This is a genomic window from Pseudomonas sp. NPDC089534, from assembly GCF_044749305.1.
Classification (GTDB): Bacteria; Pseudomonadota; Gammaproteobacteria; order Pseudomonadales; family Pseudomonadaceae; genus Aquipseudomonas; species Aquipseudomonas ekonensis.
In genome coordinates this window covers 13,309-32,037 of sequence record NZ_JBIVHR010000071.1, presented here as the reverse complement: position 1 = coordinate 32,037, position 18,729 = coordinate 13,309, and the positions used below count along the sequence as shown (strand labels likewise).

Below are 18,729 nucleotides of genomic sequence, written 5' to 3'. Positions count from 1 at the left end.
GGCCTGCCTAAGGTCGGCAAGTCCTCCCTGTTCAACGCCCTGACCAAGTCCGGGATCGCGGCCGAGAACTTCCCCTTCTGCACCATCGAGCCGAACAGCGGCATCGTGCCGATGCCGGATCCGCGCCTGAACGCCCTGGCGGAAATCGTCAATCCGAAGCGCATCCTGCCGACCACCATGGAATTCGTCGACATCGCAGGCCTGGTGGCCGGTGCGTCGAAAGGTGAAGGCCTGGGCAACAAGTTCCTGGCCAACATCCGCGAGACCGACGCCATCGCCCACGTGGTGCGCTGCTTCGAAGACGAGAACGTGATCCACGTCTCCAACAGCGTCGATCCGAAACGCGACATCGAGATCATCGACCTGGAACTGATCTTCGCCGACCTCGACAGCTGCGAGAAGCAACTGCAGAAGGTCGCCCGCAACGCCAAGGGCGGCGACAAGGATGCGGTGGCCCAGAAGGCCCTGCTGGAACAGCTGATCCCGCACTTCACCGAAGGCAAGCCTGCGCGCAGCCTGATGAAGAACATGAGCGCCGAGGAAAAGGCGATCATCAAGGGCTTCCACCTGCTGACCACCAAACCGGTCATGTACATCGCCAACGTCGCTGAAGACGGCTTCGAGAACAACCCGCACCTGGACGTGGTCAAGGCCATCGCCGAAGAAGAAGGCGCCGTGGTGGTTCCGGTGTGCAACAAGATCGAAGCGGAAATCGCCGAGCTGGACGACGGCGAAGAGAAGGACATGTTCCTCGAGGCCCTGGGCCTGGAAGAGCCTGGCCTGAACCGCGTGATCCGCGCCGGCTACGAAATGCTGCACCTGCAGACCTACTTCACCGCCGGTGTCGAGGAAGTCCGCGCCTGGACCGTACGCGTGGGCGCCACCGCGCCGCAGGCCGCCGGCGTGATCCACACCGACTTCGAGAAAGGCTTCATCCGCGCCGAGGTCATCGCCTACAACGACTTCATCCAGTACAAGGGTGAAGCCGGCACCAAGGAAGCCGGCAAATGGCGCTTGGAAGGCAAGGACTACATCGTCAAAGACGGCGACGTGATGCACTTCCGCTTCAACGTGTAACACACAGCGCCCATGAAAAAGCCGCGTTCGATACGCGGCTTTTTTGTGCCTGTCACCCGCCAAGGAACCCTGTGAGAACTGGCTTGCCAGCGATGGCGGCAGGTCAGATGACAGAGATGCCAGCAGTGCCGGCACTATCGCTGGCAAGCCAGCTCCCACAGGATTGGCGGCGACCGCCCACTCTGCTGACACCCGCGATTCCTGTGGGAGCCAGCCTGCTGGCGATGGCGGCAGTGAGGGCGCCATCGCCAGCAGGCTCGGTATCAGGCCTTCTTAGTGCGCGGCAAGAAGATCGCCAACACCCCGAGCAGCGGCAGGAACGAGCACAGCAGGTACACATGCTCGATGCCGTAAATGTCCGCCAGATGCCCCAGCAGCGCCGCGCCGATCCCGCCGAAGCCGAACATCAGCCCGAAGAACACCCCGGCGATCATCCCGACGTTGCCCGGCACCAGCTCCTGGGCGTACACCACGATCGCGGAGAACGCCGAGGCGAGGATGAAGCCGATCACCACGCTGAGCACACTGGTCCAGAACAGGTCGACGTGGGGCATCAGCAAGGTGAACGGCGCCACGCCGAGGATCGAGAACCAGATCACCGCCTTGCGTCCGATCCGGTCGCCGATCGGCCCGCCGAAGAACGTCCCTGCCGCTACCGCGCCGAGGAACAGGAACAGGTGCAGCTGCGAGCTGGCCACCGACAGGTCGAACTTCTCGATCAGGTAGAAGGTGAAGTAACTGGTCAGGCTCGCCATGTAGAAATACTTGGAGAACACCAAAAGCCCCAGCACCACCAGCGCAGCGGTCACCCTGCCCTTCGACAATCCGTGAGTCGCCGCCTGACCGGCCTTGAGCCTGAACAGGTTCAGGTGATGGGCGTACCAGCGACTGATGCGGTACAGCACGAACAGCGCAAACACGGCGAACAGCCCGAACCACGCCACGTTGCCTTGGCCAAAGGGAATGATGATCGCCGCCGCCAGCAACGGACCGAAGGCCGAACCCGCGTTGCCGCCGACCTGGAACGTCGATTGCGCCAGGCCGAAACGCCCGCCCGACGCCAGCCGCGCGATGCGGGACGCTTCTGGGTGAAAGGTCGATGAGCCGATGCCGATCAGCGCCGCCGCCAGCAGGATCAGCGGGAAACTGCCGACCATCGACATCATCACGATGCCGACCAGCGTGCACACGGAGCCCGCCGGCAGCAGCCACGGCTTAGGATGCCGGTCGGTGTGGTAGCCGACCCACGGCTGCAGCAGCGAAGCGGTCAGCTGGAAGGTCAAGGTGATCAGGCCGACCTGGGTGAAGCTCAAGCCGTAGTTGGCCTTGAGCATCGGGTAGATCGACGGCAGCACCGACTGGATCAGGTCATTGATCAAATGCGCCAGCGCCACGGCGCCGATGATGCGCATCACCAGTGGGCTGCTTTGGGGAGGTGCCGACGCCGAAGCGGCGGACTGGACATTACTGATGGCCATGGGAATTTCCGGACAGCGGATGGGTGCACGCAGGCAGGTGCGTCAATGTGCCATTTTTCGGTGCGCCCGCGCCATCCCCTTAGCCAGCTAACGAACTAGACGTTCATCGCCGCGAAGGTGATAGCGCAACGCCATGGTCTGAATCTTGCCTTGTCTGTCCCCTTGAACGCGGCCCCTTACAAAGGGGACCGAGAATGGGAAGTTTCGCTACAGAGCCGGCCCACAGAGCGGGCGAGAGTGAACTTTCGAGGCCTTTTAGCAGGGCACCGGTCGAGGTCGCGACGACCGCGACGCACGCCGATGGTGCGCGGTGTCCAGAGGAGTCATGGGGCATGCAGGCTTTTTTATCGCCGGGGATCGGTTTGCTGGGGCGCTTCGGTTTCGCACGCAAATTCCAGCTGTTGTTTCTGCTGTTCATCCTGCCGCTGGCCGGCAGCCTGTTGATGATCGGCCAGGACTACCGCGACAGACTCAACCTCATCGCCGGCGAACGGGCCGGCGTCCGCCAGTTGCTGGCCCTCGACGCGCTGGACAACCTGCTCACCGCCCAACGCGACCGCGCCGCCCGCTGGCGCGCCACGGAAACCAACCGCCAGCCGACGCCCGCCACCCTCGCCGCGATGGCTGCGTTCGATGGCGTGCAGCCCGCCGTCGCACAGGCGACGGTCGATCTGGGCAACGCCTTGCAGGCTGAAGGCGCCGGCGGCGAAACCCTGACCCGCTACCAGGCCCTGCAGACCGCGCTGGGCGGCCTGGACTCGAAAAGCCTGGGCAGCGTCGGCTGGTGGCCGGACGGCTACGACCGCTTCACCAATGCCCTCAGCGCCCTCCAGGCGCTGCGGGAGCAGATCGCCATGGACAACCGCCTGACCCTGGCGCCGTGGCTGGAGACCTACCTGTTGACGCAGATTTCCACCCAGCATGCGCCGGACCTGATCGAACGGGTCGGGCGCCTGGCGGCAGTCGGGCAGGCCTCGGTCGTGTCCGGCCAGTTCACCCTGCAAAGCCGCTTGCAGTTGCGTGACCTGCGCAGCCGCATCGGCGACGCCCGCGAGCAACTGGTGAAGACCGCCAGCCTGCTGGAAGCGCGCCTGCCGAGCAGCCTGCAAGGATGGTCCGCGCAATACCACGACAGCCTCAAGCAGCTCGATGCCGGCCTCAAGGTGCTGGACGACGGCGTGTTCGGCGGCAGCATCAACCTCAAGCCGGACGACTTCGAGCGCAGCCTCGACGCCCTGCTCGGCAACCTGGCGACGCTGCGCCAGCAATCGCTGGTCTCGCTCGACGGGCGGCTGGACGACTACCACGGTTCGGCCATCCGCCAGTTCATCGTCGTGGCGGCGGTGTTCGGCTGCCTGTTGCTGCTGGCGCTGTACCTGTTCCTCTGCTTGCAGGCCTCGATCCGCCGCAGCGCCAGCGGCATCACCCTGCTCGCCGAAGCCCTGCGCGACGGCAACCTGAGCCTGCAAGTGGCGGTGCAGGGCCGCGACGAGCTGGCGTCGATCAGCACCGCGCTCAACGTTGCCGTGGTGCAACTGCGCGGCAGCCTGCTGGGGGTCGATCACGAGACCGCGCAGTTGAGCCAGGCCGTGCGCAGCCTCAACGACCACTCCAGCGGCGCCTTGAGCGAAGTCGAGGCGCAGCAGTCGCAGATCAGCCAGATCGCCGCGGCGGCCACCCAACTGGCCGCCACCTCCCAGGGCGTGGCGCAGAGCTGCGAGCAGGCGTCCGGCAGCGCCCAGCACACCCGGCGCATCGCCGCCGACAGCAGCCGCGACAGCCAACGCACCACCGCCAGCATCCAACAGCTCAATCAGCGGCTGAACGAAACGGCGGCGGCGCTGGGCCGGGTCAGCGAACAGGGGCAGCAGATTCAGTTGGTGGTCGACACCATCCGCGGCGTGGCCGAACAGACCAACCTGCTGGCGCTCAACGCCGCCATCGAGGCGGCCCGCGCCGGCGAGCAGGGGCGCGGCTTCGCGGTGGTGGCCGACGAAGTGCGCAGCCTGTCGCAGCGCACGCAGTCGTCCACGGCGCAAATCGCGGGGACGGTCGACAGCCTGCGCACCACCGTCGGCGAAGCGGTGAGCCTGATGGAAGCCGCCTGCGGCCAGGCGCAATCGGACGCCCAGGCGGTCACCGGCCTGGGCGAACGCCTGGGCGAGATCGCCAGCGCCGTGCAGAGCGTCACCGACACCCTGGCGCAGATCGCCACGGCGGTCGATGAACAGGCGAGCACCGCCGATGAGGTCAGCGGCAACATCCAGCAGGTCGATCAGGCGGCGCTGCGCCTGCTCGAAGGGGCCCGGGCGGTGAATCTGGCGGCCGACACGTTGAGCGAAGGCAGCCGTGCGCTGAGCGCCAACACCGCGAGATTCCAGCTGCGCTGACCCCTCCTCCCCCCGTTTTTCGGGCCCGGCGGGTTAAGCGGTTGAAAATAAGAAGAAATATTTTGAATTCGCGCTTGACGCATCTGCATTACGGGTGAATAATGCGCGCCACTTGGCTACATAGCTCAGTTGGTTAGAGCATAGCATTCATAATGCTGGGGTCCGGGGTTCAAGTCCCTGTGTAGCCACCAAGTACTAAAAACGGCTTACCGAAAGGTAGGCCGTTTTTTTATGCCCCGAGAAAAGCGCCGGGCATCACTCGCCCAGCGCCGCCAACCCCCTCGCCCAAATCTGCCGGGTGCGCAGCCCCACCATCGCCCGCCAGTCCGGATCCGCCGGGTAGAACTGCTCCAGCAGATTGAGCTTGATCTTGCGCCCCTGCGCACTGAGCGGATCGCCGTGCAGGTGCAGCCAGTGGTCGTCGCGCAGATGCCGGTGCACCTGCGCCCCCGGATAGGTGCCGCATTCGATCACGAACGGCATCATCCGCACGTCCGGCAGCGCATCGAGCAGCGCCTGGGAGGTGTAGCCGGTGGCCGTCGCCGCGACGCCGGTTTCGCTCAAGGTATCGGCGCCGGTGTGCAACGTGTACAGCCACGGGCCGTAAACCGCTTGGGCCTGGGCCAGTGCCGGATAGGGCGCTTGGGTGATGGTCAGCAGCATCGGGTGGCCGTACTCGCCCGCGCCGGTGTGCAGGTCGAAACACATCACGGTGTCGGCGCCCGCCAGGTGCTGCCGGACGATGCGGTGCAAGGTGCGGTTCGACCAGGCCGGTTCCCGCCCGCCATAGAACAATCCGTCGGGATGACTGTGCTGGCCGCCCTCGACGATCGACATCACCGCCGGCCAGCCGTGTTCGGCGATCTGCGCGTCAAGCAGGGCATCGGCCCGCTGCCGCTCGGGGCCGTCGAGCTGCATGCAGGCATAGATCCCGTGCAGCGCCGCATAGCCCCGGTTGTCCGGCAACGGTCGGGAGAAGTCCAGGTGATTGCGGTTGAGGTCGATGTTGTCCTCGTTGACCCTGCGCAGCCACGCCGTGCCCCACGGGTTGATCAGGTGCACCATCACCACCGCGACATCCCTGGGCAACTGGTCAGGCGTGAACTGCTTCAGCCAGTCGATCTGGCAGTCGGAGCCGTAATAGCCCTCCACCCCGTGCGTGCCGCTGATGGCCACCAGACGCCGCTTGGCCTGGGGATCGCCCAGCACCGCGACATCGGTGCTCAACGGTTCGCCGAACGGCCCGTTGAGCGGATGCGCGTAGGAAGAAAGGGTCGCCCCGGCGATGTTCGCGGCGGCGAGAAAGCGTTCGCGCTGAAGGCGGTAGCCGGTGTGTGTGGCAAATGCGTTGTCCATGGAGGCCTCTTGTAGGTTTTCTGGCGTCACGTGTGCCTTCGACCCTACAGAAAATCCACCGGGGCTTGAAGGAGAAAGTACCCGGCGGTTTGCGTCCCGCACGGTCGGCCGATACAGTCCGTCAGTCTTTTCACCCCACGGACGGAGAAGCCCGCGTGTTTCCAGCCCTGCCCCTGAGCCGTTTTCGCCTGACTGCCCTGCCCCTGATCCTCAGCGCCCTCACCCTCGCCGCCTGCAACGCCCCGCCCGCCTCGACCCTGCCGCCGGCACCGGAAGCCGCCTCCGGCTACCGCACCGGCCTTCAGGCCAGCCACGCCAGCCGGCACATGGCCGCCGCCGCGAACCCGCTGGCCGCCGAGGCCGGCCGGGAGATGCTGCGCAAGGGCGGTTCGGCCATCGATGCGGCGATTGCGATGCAGGCGGTGCTGACGTTGGTCGAGCCGCAATCCTCGGGCATCGGCGGCGGCGCGATGATCGTGCTGTGGGACGGCAAGCAGGTGCGCACCTATGACGGGCGCGAAACCGCGCCGGCCGGGGCCACCGAAAAGCTGTTCCTGCGGGCGGACGGCACACCGATGCCGTTCCCCCAGGCGCAGATCGGCGGGCGCTCGGTCGGCACGCCCGGCGTGATGCGGGCACTGGAGCTGGCGCACCGGCAGCACGGCCGCCTGCCGTGGGCGACGCTGTTCGAGCCGGCGATCAAACTCGCCGAGGATGGCTTCGCCATTTCTCCCCGCCTGCATTCGCTGCTGGCGTCCGACCCTGTGATCGCCCGATCGCCGGACATGGCCAGGTATTTCCTCAATGCCGACGGCAGCGTCAAGGCCGTCGGCACGCGCCTGCGCAATCCCGAGCTGGCCGCCGTGCTCAAGCGCATCGCCCGCGAAGGCGCCGATGCGCTCTACAAGGGCCCGATCGCCGAAGAGATCGTCGCCAAGGTGCAGGGCCACGCCAACCCCGGCAGCCTGTCGCTGAACGACCTCGCCCGCTATCAGGCCAAGGAGCGCGCGCCGCTGTGCACCGACTACAAGCGCTGGCAGGTCTGCGGGATGCCGCCGCCGTCCTCGGGGGGGATTGCCGTGGCGCAGATCCTCGGCACCTTGCAGGCCCTCGAGAGCCGCGATCCGCGCCTGGCGCTGACGCCGCTCAAGCCCCGCAAGACCGACCTGCCCGCCGGCATTGAGCCCGCCCCCGAAGCCGTGCACCTGATCGCCGAGGCCGAACGCCTGGCCTACGCCGACCGCGCGCAGTACGTGGCCGACACTGACTTTGTGCCGGTGCCGGTCAAGGGCCTGGTGGATCCGGGCTACCTGGCCGGCCGCGCCGGCCTGATCGGCGAGCGCAGCATGGGCAGCGCCCGGCCGGGCACGCCGCCGGGGGTGCAGGTGGCCTATGCACCGGACCGTTCGCCGCTGCGCATCTCCACCTCGCAAGTGGTGGCGGTGGATGACTTCGGCGGCGCGATCTCCATGACCACCACCATCGAAGCCGCCTTCGGCTCGCACCTGATGGTCCAGGGCTTCTTGCTGAACAACCAGATGACCGACTTCTCGTTCATCCCCGAGGAGAACGGACAGAAAGTCGCCAACCGCGTCGAGCCCGGCAAACGCCCGCGCTCGTCGATGGCGCCGACCCTGATCTTCGACCGCGCCAGCGGCGGGTTCGTCGCCACGGTCGGCTCCCCCGGCGGTTCGCAGATCATCGAGTACGTGGCCAAGACCACCGTCGGCCTGCTCGACTGGAACCTCGACGCCCAAGGCGCCATCAGCCTCCCCAACTTCGGCAGCCGCAACGGCCCCACGGAGCTGGAACAGGGCCAGTTCAGCCCGGCCCTGATCCAGGCGCTCAAGGCCCGGGGGCACACGGTGAGCGAGATCGACATGACCAGCGGCACCCAGGCCATCGTCCGGGTCAGGGATGCGCAAGGAAAGGCATCGCTGGAAGGCGGGGCGGATCCGCGCCGCGAAGGCGAGGCGCTGGGGGATTGAGCTTGCCCTAAGGGCAAGCCTTACCGTGAGTCCCCAGCAGCCAAAAAAAGGAAAGATACATGCTGACCATCGGACAAATGGCCCGCTGCCACGGGCTCACCACCAAGACCCTGCGCCACTACGACAGCATCGGGCTGTTCAGCCCGGCGCTCACCGGGCGCGACAACGGCTACCGCTACTACCGCCCGGATCAGATCGTCGCCCTCGGCCGGATCCTCTGGCTCAAGGGCCTGGGCATGGCGCTGGACGACATCCGCTCGCTGGCCGAAGGCGGCGCGCTCGACAGCGTCGGCGCCATGCGCGAGACCCTGGAAACCCACGCCCGGCAATTGCGGGCGGACATCCAGCGCAGCGAGAACGTGCTCGGCCAGCTGACCCGCTACCTTGCGCAGCCGGATCGGGGGATGCCGGCCCTGCAAGTGCCCGAACCGGTCGACTACCCCGCCCTGCGGATCATGGGCATGGGCTGGCAGCAAGGAGAAGAAGGCTCCATCGCCCAGATGTGGGAGCGCTTCGAGCCCAGGGAACCCGAGATCGACCGCCTGCATGACCCGGTCGGCACGTTCGGCGTATGCGAGCCGTTGGCGGACGGTCAGTGGCGTTACGTCGCCGGCCTGCCGGTGGGCAGCGATGCCCGCCTGCCCGACGGGATGGTGGAACTGCACATTCCCGCCCGCCGCTACGCCCGCGTCGAGCACCATGGCCCGGTGACGACGCTGCCGGAAACCTTCCGCGCGGCCTACAGCGAATGGCTGCCCGCCGCCGGCATGGCGCCGGCCGAAGGCATCGAGTTCGAATACTGCGGCGAGCGCTTCTTCGGCCCGATGGATCCGCGCAGCGTGGTCGAGCTGTACATTCCATTGAAAGACTGACGCCGCCTCGGACACTTCGACACCGCCCCGAGGAAACAAACCTGTTGCGGGCAACCTCGCCCGGCCTGCTCACGCCGTGTGGGGAAATGCCCTGCAACATCCGAGGAAGCGTCAGACATCCGCCCTGAAGCCGTTGATTTAAAGTGTTACATCTCCAACTGCACAAGGCACGGCATCCAATGAGCAACCGCTGGCAGAGCAATTCATACGCGGATTTCGGAAGGTTTCTGCGGCGTTTCAGAACCGAACTGATCGTCGGTTTCCTGCTGGGGACGGTGCCGCTGCTGATGCACTCCACACGCCCCTCGGAGCTGCACGCCATGCTCCAGGCCCTGCTGGCCAGCACGCCGGTGATCGACCACGCCGTGTGCCTGCTGCTGATCTACAGCCTGGTGTGCCTGCACAAGAAACTGTACCGGCTCAAGACCGACCGCATGCGTGAGCGTTTCGAGTCGATCTACCAGGTGACCGCCGAGGTCGGCACCAGTTTTCTCACGCTGCTGCGCACCGGGCTCGGCGCGATCGTCGGCTTCCTGATCATCGCGCCGTTCATCGAGGCGGAGCCCATCGCGCTCAAGCACTGGCTGGCCAACGCCCTGCTGGGCATCCTGACCCTGGTGCTGTCGGCCTGGGTGTCGTTGCTGCACGACTTTCTGTTGCCTCAGCCGACCCGCGCCCACGTGAAGAACCACATTCGCCTTTAGGCCTTGAGCGCCTTGCCGTCCACCGGATCGCCGATCTTCAGGAAATGCCCGCCGGCCACATGGTGCAGCGTGCGCAGACCGTCCTGTCCGTCGAAGTGCCAGCGGCCCTCGCTGAACACACGCTCGTCCGCCTGGGCGGCTATCACTTCGGCGAGGAACAGGTCGTACCGCTCATGGTTGTGCGGTTCGGGCAGCAGCCGGCACTCCAGCCACGCCACGCACCCGTCGAGCATCGGCGCCGGCACCTGTTCGCCGGCGAAGGTCTGCAGGCCATAGGCCTGGAACTTGTCCTGGCCCTGTTCCCGGCTGATCTCCAGCCCGGAGGTCGAGCCGACGGTCTGCACGATGTCGGCCTGAAGCGCGCAAGGGACGTTGAGCACGAAGGTGCCGCTGGCTTCCAGCAGCTGGCGCGTCCAGGTGGACTTGTCGAGCACCACCGCCACTTTCGGCGGTTCGAAGTCCAGCGGCATGGCCCAGGCGGCGGCCATGATGTTGCGCCGGCCGTCGTGGGCGGCGCTGACCAGCACGGTCGGGCCGTGGTTGAGCAGGCGGTAGGCTTTGTTCAGGGGAACCGGGCGGCGGTGGGAAACGCTCATGGGCATCTGCTCCGGGAAAAGGAACCGATTGTAGCCTCAGGCCCAAGCGCAGTGGGAGCGAGCCTGCCCGCGAGGGCGCCGTGTCAGTCGCCCGCAAAGCGATTGAACGGATGCCGTCGCGGGCCGGCTCGCCCCCACGGGGTGAAGCCTTGAATCAGTTGGACAGCTGGTTGGCGAACTGGCCGACCGCGTTCACCACCTTCTGCGCGCCGTCCTGGATCTCGACGATCACGGTGCCCGCCTCGGCCGCCAGCGCCAGCCCCTGTTCGGCCTGGAGCTTGCCGTCGGTCATCAGGGCCACGGCGTTGCGCGCCATGTCCTGGTTCTGCCGCACCACGCCGACGATCTCTTCGGTGGCCTGGCTGGTGCGCGAGGCCAGTTGCCGCACTTCGTCGGCCACCACCGCAAAGCCCCGGCCCTGCTCGCCGGCGCGGGCCGCTTCGATGGCGGCGTTGAGCGCCAGCAGGTTGGTCTGCTCGGCGATGCCGCTGATGGTCTTGACGATGGTGCCGATCACCAGCGACTGCTCGTTCAGCGCCTCGATGCCTTCGCCGGCGGTCTGCATGTGCCGCGACAGGTCGCGCATCACGTTGACCGCTTCGGTCACCACCGCCGTCCCGCGCTGGGCGGTGCTGTCGGTCTGCAGCGAGGTGCTGTAGGCGATGTTGGCGGCTTCGGCGACGGCCTGCTCCTGATTCACCTGGTCGGTGATCACCGTGGCGAACTTCACCACTTTGTAGAGTTTGTCGTTGGCGTCGACCACCGGGTTGTAGGAGGCCTCCAGCCACACGGTGCGGCCATGGCTGTCCACCCGCTTGAAGCGGCCGGCCACGAACTCGCCGTTGTTCAGGCGGCGCCAGAAGTTCTGGTAGTCGGCGCTGCCGGCCTCCGCAGGATCGCAGAACATGCGGTGATGCTTGCCCTGGATCTGCGCCAGGCTGTAGCCCATGCCGTTGAGGAAGCGGTCGTTGGCGCTGAGCACGTTGCCGTTGAGGTCGAACTCGATCACGGCGGTCGAACGCACCAGGGCGCCGATGAGGTTCTCGTGCTCGCGGGAAGCCTCGATGGTGCGGGTCAGGTCGCTGGAGTAGATCGCGAAATACTTGATCCGCCCGTCCGACGAGCGGATCGGCTGCGCGATCGAACGCAGCCAGGCTTCTTCGCCATTGCCGCGCAGCAGGCGCACGGCCCCGGCGAAATGTTCGCCGCGGGTCAAGGCGGCACGGAAGCGATGGTGGAACTCATCGGACTTCACATGGGCCGGCACGATGTCTTCCAGGGCCCGGCCGATCAGGTCGTGGCTCTTGTAGCCCATCTCGTTGAGGAAATTCTGGTTGACCGACTGAATCCGTCCGTCGGGCTCAAGGGTCAGCACCAGCATCTCGCTTTCCAGACTCTCCTTCACTTGCAGAAGGCTGGAGAGTTCTTCGCGAAGAGCCGCCAGCTCTTGCTTCAGGCGTGTATTGAACATGGGAAAGCACCGATGGGTAGAAAGCGGGTATGCAAACTAACCATCGGCCTCGGCAAGCGTTTCTGAAGAGCGCTTGAGGGTTGTCCTACAAAAATAGTTTCGCCCCCGCCGCTCAGGCGGTTTCCGCCACCCGGCACTGTCCCGGGCGCGGCGTCCGCGAGCCGAAATACGCCGCGCCCACGAGGCCCGCCAGGCCCATCACGGCGCAGAAGATCACGCAGATCCATGGACTCCACGGCATCAGCCCGATCAGCAGCAGCGGCGTGACGCTCGCCCAGGCCGCGTAGGCGATGTTGTAGGTGAACGAGATCCCCGACACCCGGATCCGCGCCGGGAACAGGCCGACCATCACCGACGGCACCGCCCCCACCACACCGCAGGCGAGCCCGGCCACCGCGTAGGCCGGGCCGACCCAGCCGCCACCGCCGATCAGGCTGGCGTACAGCACGCCGATGCCCAGCGGCAGCAGCAGGCTGTAGAGCATGACCGCGCGCCAGGCGCCGATGCGGTCGACCAGCTTGCCGGCGATCACGCAGCCGACGTTCAGGAACACGATGCCCAACGCACTCAGGCCGAAGGTATGGCTGGCGGTCATGCCGAAGGTCTTTTGCATCATGGTCGGGGTGATGACCACGAACACCACCACCGCCGACGTCAGCACGCAGGTCAGCAGCATGGCCGGCAGCATGGCCAGGCGGTGCTCGCGCAACACGGTGCGCAGCGGCAGTTCGACCCGCGCCTCGCGCTGCGCTTCCATCGCCATGAACACCGGCGTCTCGCTGAGCCAGCGGCGCAGCCAGACACCGATCACCCCGAACACGCCGCCGAGCAGGAACGGATAGCGCCAGGCGTAGTCGAGCACCTCCGCCGGGGTGAACGTCTGGGCGAGGAGCGTCGCGGTCAATGCGCCGATCAGGTAACCGAAGGTCAGGCCGGCCTGCAGGAAGCCCAAGGCGTAGCCGCGATGGCCGGGCGGCGCGTGCTCGGCGACGAACACCCAGGCGCTCGGCACTTCGCCGCCCACCGCCGCCCCTTGCAGGATGCGCAGCGCCAGCAGGAGCAGCGGCGCGAAATAGCCGATCTGCGCATACGTCGGCATCAGCCCGATCAGCAGGCACGGCAGCGCCATCATCAGGATACTCAGGCTGAAGACCTTCTTGCGCCCCAGGCGGTCGGCGAAATGCGCCATCAGGATCCCGCCCAGCGGCCGCGCCAGGTAACCGGTGACGAAGATCCCGAAGCTCTGCAGCAGGCGCAGCCATTCGGGCATTTCCGGCGGGAAGAACAGTTGGCTGAGGGTCAGGGCGAAGAACACGAAAATGATGAAATCGTAGATCTCCAGCGCCCCGCCCAGCGCCGCAAGGCCGAGGGTCTTGTAGTCGGAACGGCTGAAAGGGGCCGGTCGGGCAAGCGGGTCGACAGTCATGACAGGAGCTCAGGCAGCGGCAGAAACCAGGGCGCCCATGGTCTACGCAAACGGGTCGGGGGACAACCCGTTAGACCATAGTCCCGGTTTCGCAAAACCTGCTCACAGTCGGGCCGGCGCTTGATTTACTGTTGGGGCCTGTCCGCAGACACCACGCCAGACACGCCGTGGGAGCGGGCTTGCCCGCGAAGAGGCCGTGCATCCGGCACCGATGTCGACCGGCCTGACGCCTTCGCGGGCAAGCCCGCTCCCACAGGGGGCGCGGCGCTTCTGACGGACCACAATAAACATAAGAATCCGAGGTATTCCCGTGGCCGTTGACATCGAAGATAGCCGCTCCGCCCGCTTTGCCCTGCGCTGCTCCAGCTTTGCCGAACGCTGGTTTCCCGATTCCTGGGTGTTCGCCGCGCTCGCCGTGATCATCGTGGCGCTGGCCACCCTGGCCATGGGCGCCAAGCCCACCGACGCCGCCATGGCGTTCGGCGACGGGTTCTGGAGCCTGATCCCGTTCACCATGCAGATGGCCTTCGTGGTGATCGGCGGCTATGTCGTCGCCAGCTCGCCGCCCGCCGTCAGACTGATCGACCGCCTGGCGCGGCTGCCCAAGAACGGGCGTTCGGCCGTGGCCTGGGTCGCGCTGATCTCGATGGTCGCCTCGCTGCTCAACTGGGGCCTGTCGCTGGTGTTCGGCGGCTTGCTGGTGCGTGCCCTGGCCCGCCGCACCGACCTCAAGATGGATTACCGCGCCGCCGGCGCCGCCGCCTACCTGGGCCTGGGCGCGGTGTGGGCGCTGGGGCTGTCGTCGTCGGCCGCGCAGCTGCAGGCCAACCCCGCCAGCCTGCCGCCGTCGATCCTGTCGATCACCGGGGTGATCCCGTTCACCCAGACCATTTTCCTCTGGCAGTCCGGGGTGATGCTGCTGGCGCTGATCGTGGTGTCGATCATCATCGCCTACGCCACCGCCCCTGGCCCGAACTCCGCCCGCGACGCCAAGGCCTGCGGCATCGACCCGAGCTTCAACCTGCCGCCCCTGCAACCGCGCACCCGCCCCGGCGAGTGGCTGGAGCACAGCCCGCTGCTGATCATCGTGCTGGTGCTGCTGGCCGCCGGGTGGCTGTTCCACGAGTTTTCGACCAAACCTGCGATCACCGCGATCTCCGGGCTGAACACCTACAACTTCCTGTTCATCATGCTCGGCGCGCTGCTGCACTGGCGTCCGCGCAGCTTCCTCGACGCCGTGGCCCGCGCCGTGCCGACCACCACCGGGGTGCTGATCCAGTTCCCGCTGTACGGCTCCATCGCCGCGCTGATGACCACCGTCAAAGGCACCGACGCCCAGACCCTGGCCCACCACATCTCGACGTTCTTCGTCAGCATCGCCTCCCACGACACCTATGCGCTGCTGATGGGCGTGTACTCGGCGATTCTCGGCTTCTTCATCCCGTCCGGCGGCGGCAAGTGGATCATCGAGGCGCCGTACGTGATGCAGGTGGCCAACGACCTCAAGTACCACCTGGGCTGGGCGGTGCAGATCTACAACGCCGCCGAAGCCCTGCCGAACCTGATCAACCCGTTCTACATGCTGCCGCTGCTGGGCGTGCTGGGCCTGAAGGCTCGGGACCTGATCGGCTTCTCGTTCGTGCAGTTGCTGGTGCACACGCCGCTGGTCCTGGTGTTGCTGTGGGCACTGGGGACGACACTGGCCTACCTGCCGCCTGTGATGCCGTAAAGGCAGGACGCCGGGTGCCGCCCCGATGGCAGGCACCCAGGCGCCGCACAGGATCGCCCAACGTAAATAATGGCCCAGCGCCATCATCTTTCTTTACCGCGCCACTGCCTCGGTAATATTCTTGCGCGCCAATTTCTGTTTCATTTTTTTGCTGAGCGCAAAGGGAGTTCGTTGCAATGATCGTCGGGATTGACCTGGGAACCACCAACAGCCTGGTTGCCGTATGGCAGGGCGAATCGTCCGAGTTGGTGCCCAATGCCTTGGGGCAGTTCCTGACGCCGAGCGTGGTGGGCCTGGACGATCAGGACCGCATCCTGGTCGGGCAAGCCGCCCGCGAACGTCTGCACACCCATCCCCGCCTCACCGCCTCGCTGTTCAAGCGCCACATGGGCAGCGCGACGGAAATCCGCCTGGGGGGCAAGACGTTCCGCCCCGAAGAGCTTTCCGCGCTGGTGCTCAAGAGCCTCAAGGAAGACGTCGAGCGGGCCTACGGCCAGACCGTCACCGAGGCGGTGATCAGCGTTCCGGCCTATTTCAGCGATGCCCAGCGCAAGGCCACGCGCATCGCCGGCGAGCTGGCGGGGCTGAAGGTCGACAAGCTGATCAACGAACCCACCGCCGCCGCGCTGGCCTACGGTCTGCACCAGCGGGACAAGGAAACCTCGTTCCTGGTGTTCGACCTGGGCGGCGGCACGTTCGACGTCTCGATTCTCGAACTGTTCGAGGGCGTCATGGAGGTGCGCGCCAGCGCCGGCGACAACTTCCTCGGCGGCGAAGATTTCGACAGTGCCTTGCTTGAGCACTTCATCGACCATCACCGCAACACCGAGGGTTTCCCGGAACGCGCGGCGGTCATCCAGCCGTTGCGTCGCGAGGCCGAGCGGGTGCGCAGGGCCCTGGGCCAGGACGCCAGCGCCGAATTCAGGCTGCAGGTCGGCGACCGCCAATGGACCCAGACCGTCACCCAGGCGCAGCTGGCGACCCTCTACATGCCGCTGCTCGAACGCCTGCGCGCGCCGATCGAACGGGCGCTGCGCGATGCACGCATCCGCGTCAGCGACCTGGACGAGATCCTGCTGGTGGGCGGCACCACCCGGATGCCGCTGGTGCGCAAGCTGGCCGCCGGGCTGTTCGGCCGCTTCCCGTCGATCAGCCTCGATCCGGATCAGGTCGTCGCCCAGGGCGCCGCCATCCAGGCCGCGCTGAAGGCCCGTTCGGCCGCCCTGGATGAAGTGGTGCTGACCGACGTCTGCTCCTACACCCTGGGGATCGAGACGACCACGCAGATCGGCCGGCAGTACGAAAGCGGCCATTACCTGCCGATCATCGAACGCAACAGCATCGTGCCCGTCAGCCGCGTGCGGACGGTGCAGACGCTGCACGACAATCAGGAACAGGTCGTGCTGAAGATCTTCCAGGGCGAAAGCCGCCTGGTCAAAGACAACGTCGCCCTCGGCCAGCTGGACATCAAGGTGCCCAAGCGCAAGGCCGGCGAAGTCGAGCTGGAGGTGCGCTTCACCTACGACAACAACGGCTTGCTGGAAGCCCTGGTCAACATTCCCCTGACCGGCCAGCAACACTCGCTGGTCATCGAAAACAACCCCGGCGTACTGACGCCCGAGGAAATCCAGCAGCGCCTGCAGAACCTCGCGCAATTGAAGATCCACCCGCGCGAGCAGCAGGTGAACACGGTGCTCAGCGCACGCCTGGAACGGCTCTACCAGGAAAGCCTGGGTGACCTGCGCGACCAGATCGGCCACTGGGCCAAGCAGTTCCAGCATGTGCTGGAGTCCCAGGACGAACGGCAGATCCGCGAGACCCGCAGCGAACTGACCAAACAGTTGAACGCACTCGACCGCAGCCCCTGGCAGTAAGGAAACCCGACATGGATTGCTGGTCTGTCCTGCAGTTGCCCGACGACGCCGGGACCCGAGACATCAAGCGCAGCTACGCGCGCCTGCTCAAGGCCTGCCGGCCCGATGAGGACGCCGAGGGCTTTCAGCGCCTGCGCGAAGCCTACGAGCAGGCGCTGGCCGTGGCCCGGTGGCGCGAAGAATACGAAGCGAACGAGCTCGACGGCGACGTCATGGTGGCCGCGCCTGCGGGGCTTGGCGCACTGAGCGCTGAACGGCCCCTGGCGGCGGTTCATCACCCGCACCGGGCGGAGCACGATGGCTCGGATGTCAGCGAGGCGATCTTCGCGCCCGCGAATCCGTCGGCGCCCGAGAACGCCTACCCGCTGGAGACCTTGCGCGCCGAGCCGGTCGAATCCGCGGCCGGCGAAACGCTCGCCGACCCGACGCTCGCCCTCGCCGCGACGCTGGCGGACGGACTGTCGCCGGACAACCTGGCCGAACGCTGGGAGCAGGCCGGTCAGCTGGGTTGTGCGAAAGCGTTCGAAAAGAGGCTGCTGCAGCTGTGCTTCGACCAGCCGTCGATTCGCCTTCCGCTGGCCAGCTGGGCCTTGGAGCACCTGGGCTGGCTGGGGCCGTGGCAGGACCTCGACATGGCCGACTGGCAGCGCAACACCCTGGCCAACACAGTGATGGTGGATTACCAGTACACGCTGATGGCGTTGCTGGAGGAGCACAAGGAACGCGAGTTCCTCGCCTTGCTCAAGTCTTACTCGGCGCAACCTTGGCTTCAGGTGTTCGATCGCCGGGAACAATGGCAGCAGACGCTCCTGCATGTGCTTGAAGACAGCGAATGGAGCGTGCCGCTGTTCGAACGCATCGCCCAGGTGTTCGGGTGGGACGACACCCGGGGCCTGCACCCGCAGCCGGACTCGGTCTGGCGGGCGCTGATCGAGCGCTGCAACCAGGAAAGCTTCTACGACAACCTGCGGGCCAAGGCCGAAGGCCGCCTCACTTCGGCGCCCGACGTGCAGGCCGCGCACCTGCTGATCAACCCGTTGAAGCCCAGCCAGCAGAAACGGATGATCGACAGCTTCGGCGCCAACGAATGGCAGGCTTGCCAGCATTTGTCGGAAACCCTCAAGTGGCGCTACCCCGAGCTGCTGGCGCGCCTGCCCTACGCCGACGTGTTCTACTGGCGCCGCTTCCTGCCGCGCTACATCGCCTCTGAAACCTGGGTGCGGGTGTGGGTTGCCGTCGTCCTGGCGCTGTGGCTGTTTTTCATTCCCACCGAACACAAGTCCCCGGCCTTCACGCTCGTCATGCCCTTGGTGTTCGCCTGCGTGCCCACCTGGTTCTTCTACGTCGCCATGAGCTGGTGGGTGCCGATCATCGCCTACGCGATCGTTGCGGATCTCTGGCTCACGGAAAACCTGATACCGCGCCGATGGAACCCGGACACCCGCTGGCTGGTGATACGGCATGGCGTGCCGCAGGCAGCCATGGTGCTGCTGTTCTCGGTGCTGCTCGGCAAGCTTGGGGCCATCAGCTACATCGGCACGATGCTGATCGGGCTGTGCCACAAGCGGCGCATCGGCTCGCTCGACCCTGAGCTGAGCAACCGCCGCCCTTGGCTGACCGCGCTGCACTGGGCGCATTTCAGTCCGCTGCAAGTGCTGTTCCTGCTGGTGATGGTCGCCGTGACCTTCGCCGCCAGATCCGGTTTCACCCTTGAACGCCTGATGCCCGGCTAGGCTTGATGCGGGCAGGATTCGCCCATCCACCAACG

The 18,729-nt window shown here is 66.3% G+C and carries 12 protein-coding genes, 1 tRNA gene and 2 pseudogenes; 9 read left to right on the top strand and 6 right to left on the bottom strand.

Annotated elements, in window-relative coordinates; all coding sequences use genetic code 11:
* A partial coding sequence (gene ychF, locus ACIP0B_RS20215) for a redox-regulated ATPase YchF (RefSeq protein ID WP_400835417.1) occupies nucleotides 1-1,077 on the top strand: 1,077 nt, incomplete at its 5' end.
* A 263-nt stretch (nucleotides 1,078-1,340) separates the two neighbouring features.
* On the opposite strand, the gene ACIP0B_RS20210 is transcribed toward ychF, so the two are convergent.
* On the bottom strand, nucleotides 1,341-2,555 hold the full coding sequence (locus ACIP0B_RS20210; protein ID WP_400835415.1) for an MFS transporter: 1,215 nt from the start codon (nucleotides 2,553-2,555) through the stop codon (nucleotides 1,341-1,343).
* Nucleotides 2,556-2,887: 332 nt separating this feature from the next.
* Between ACIP0B_RS20210 and ACIP0B_RS20205 the strand changes: the two genes are divergently transcribed.
* Together ACIP0B_RS20205 and ACIP0B_RS20200 are read left to right on the top strand one after the other, a co-directional pair.
* On the top strand, nucleotides 2,888-4,945 hold the full coding sequence (locus ACIP0B_RS20205; RefSeq protein WP_400835413.1) for a methyl-accepting chemotaxis protein: 2,058 nt from the start codon (nucleotides 2,888-2,890) through the stop codon (nucleotides 4,943-4,945).
* 114 nt (nucleotides 4,946-5,059) lie between these two features.
* A tRNA-Met gene (locus ACIP0B_RS20200) sits at nucleotides 5,060-5,136 on the top strand.
* A gap of 64 nt (nucleotides 5,137-5,200) precedes the next feature.
* Here the strand turns inward: ACIP0B_RS20200 and ACIP0B_RS20195 are convergent.
* Nucleotides 5,201-6,301 carry a DUF2817 domain-containing protein gene (locus ACIP0B_RS20195; protein WP_400835411.1) on the bottom strand — a complete coding sequence of 367 codons (1,101 nt, stop codon included), beginning with the start codon at nucleotides 6,299-6,301 and terminating at the stop codon, nucleotides 5,201-5,203.
* A gap of 155 nt (nucleotides 6,302-6,456) precedes the next feature.
* Here ACIP0B_RS20195 and ggt point away from each other — a divergent pair, with 155 nt between their 5' ends.
* From ggt to ACIP0B_RS20180, 3 genes are all read left to right on the top strand, one after another.
* Nucleotides 6,457-8,289: a gamma-glutamyltransferase gene (gene ggt / locus ACIP0B_RS20190; protein ID WP_400835409.1), complete on the top strand. Its 1,833-nt coding sequence runs from the start codon at nucleotides 6,457-6,459 to the stop codon at nucleotides 8,287-8,289.
* A 59-nt stretch (nucleotides 8,290-8,348) separates the two neighbouring features.
* Entirely contained in the window at nucleotides 8,349-9,161 is an 813-nt protein-coding gene (locus ACIP0B_RS20185; RefSeq protein WP_400835407.1) for an effector binding domain-containing protein, read from the top strand.
* A 179-nt stretch (nucleotides 9,162-9,340) separates the two neighbouring features.
* Nucleotides 9,341-9,865, top strand: a complete 525-nt coding sequence (locus ACIP0B_RS20180) for a hypothetical protein (RefSeq protein WP_400835405.1) — start codon at nucleotides 9,341-9,343, stop codon at nucleotides 9,863-9,865.
* On the opposite strand, the gene ACIP0B_RS20175 is transcribed toward ACIP0B_RS20180, so the two are convergent.
* From ACIP0B_RS20175 to ACIP0B_RS20160, 4 genes and pseudogenes are all read right to left on the bottom strand, one after another.
* The gene (locus ACIP0B_RS20175; RefSeq protein WP_400835403.1) at nucleotides 9,862-10,461 is read right to left on the bottom strand and encodes a flavin reductase family protein; all 600 of its coding nucleotides are present in this window, start codon (nucleotides 10,459-10,461) and stop codon (nucleotides 9,862-9,864) included. The two genes, ACIP0B_RS20180 and ACIP0B_RS20175, sit on opposite strands and share 4 nt — an antisense overlap.
* Before the next feature lie 154 nt (nucleotides 10,462-10,615).
* Nucleotides 10,616-11,047, bottom strand: a pseudogene (locus tag ACIP0B_RS20170) (methyl-accepting chemotaxis protein); the annotation flags it as partial.
* Between the two features lie 156 nt (nucleotides 11,048-11,203).
* Nucleotides 11,204-11,842 (bottom strand): annotated as a pseudogene (locus tag ACIP0B_RS20165) (PAS domain-containing protein); the annotation flags it as partial.
* Nucleotides 11,843-12,044: 202 nt separating this feature from the next.
* Nucleotides 12,045-13,358, bottom strand: a complete 1,314-nt coding sequence (locus ACIP0B_RS20160) for an MFS transporter (protein ID WP_400835401.1) — start codon at nucleotides 13,356-13,358, stop codon at nucleotides 12,045-12,047.
* Between the two features lie 310 nt (nucleotides 13,359-13,668).
* On the opposite strand from ACIP0B_RS20160, the gene ACIP0B_RS20155 reads away from it, so the two are divergent.
* The 3 genes from ACIP0B_RS20155 (at nucleotide 13,669) to ACIP0B_RS20145 (ending at nucleotide 18,694) form a co-directional block, all read left to right on the top strand.
* A complete protein-coding gene (locus tag ACIP0B_RS20155; RefSeq protein ID WP_400835399.1) occupies nucleotides 13,669-15,087 on the top strand; it encodes a short-chain fatty acid transporter in 1,419 nt (472 codons plus the stop codon).
* 176 nt (nucleotides 15,088-15,263) lie between these two features.
* Nucleotides 15,264-16,961 carry a molecular chaperone HscC gene (locus tag ACIP0B_RS20150; protein WP_400835397.1) on the top strand — a complete coding sequence of 566 codons (1,698 nt, stop codon included), beginning with the start codon at nucleotides 15,264-15,266 and terminating at the stop codon, nucleotides 16,959-16,961.
* Nucleotides 16,962-16,972: 11 nt separating this feature from the next.
* Nucleotides 16,973-18,694 (top strand): J domain-containing protein, encoded by a 1,722-nt coding sequence (locus tag ACIP0B_RS20145; protein ID WP_400835395.1) that lies wholly within the window; start codon nucleotides 16,973-16,975, stop codon nucleotides 18,692-18,694.
* Nucleotides 18,695-18,729 lie beyond the last annotated feature (35 nt).

Coding starts and splice junctions, on each gene's coding strand:
- ACIP0B_RS20210 (WP_400835415.1), bottom strand. CDS start 2,555: ATGGCCATCAGTAATGTCCAGTCCGCCGCTTCGGCGTCGGCACCTCCC.
- ACIP0B_RS20205 (WP_400835413.1), top strand. CDS start 2,888: ATGCAGGCTTTTTTATCGCCGGGGATCGGTTTGCTGGGGCGCTTCGGT.
- ACIP0B_RS20195 (WP_400835411.1), bottom strand. CDS start 6,301: ATGGACAACGCATTTGCCACACACACCGGCTACCGCCTTCAGCGCGAA.
- ACIP0B_RS20185 (WP_400835407.1), top strand. CDS start 8,349: ATGCTGACCATCGGACAAATGGCCCGCTGCCACGGGCTCACCACCAAG.
- ACIP0B_RS20180 (WP_400835405.1), top strand. CDS start 9,341: ATGAGCAACCGCTGGCAGAGCAATTCATACGCGGATTTCGGAAGGTTT.
- ACIP0B_RS20175 (WP_400835403.1), bottom strand. CDS start 10,461: ATGAGCGTTTCCCACCGCCGCCCGGTTCCCCTGAACAAAGCCTACCGC.
- ACIP0B_RS20160 (WP_400835401.1), bottom strand. CDS start 13,358: ATGACTGTCGACCCGCTTGCCCGACCGGCCCCTTTCAGCCGTTCCGAC.
- ACIP0B_RS20150 (WP_400835397.1), top strand. CDS start 15,264: ATGATCGTCGGGATTGACCTGGGAACCACCAACAGCCTGGTTGCCGTA.
- ACIP0B_RS20145 (WP_400835395.1), top strand. CDS start 16,973: ATGGATTGCTGGTCTGTCCTGCAGTTGCCCGACGACGCCGGGACCCGA.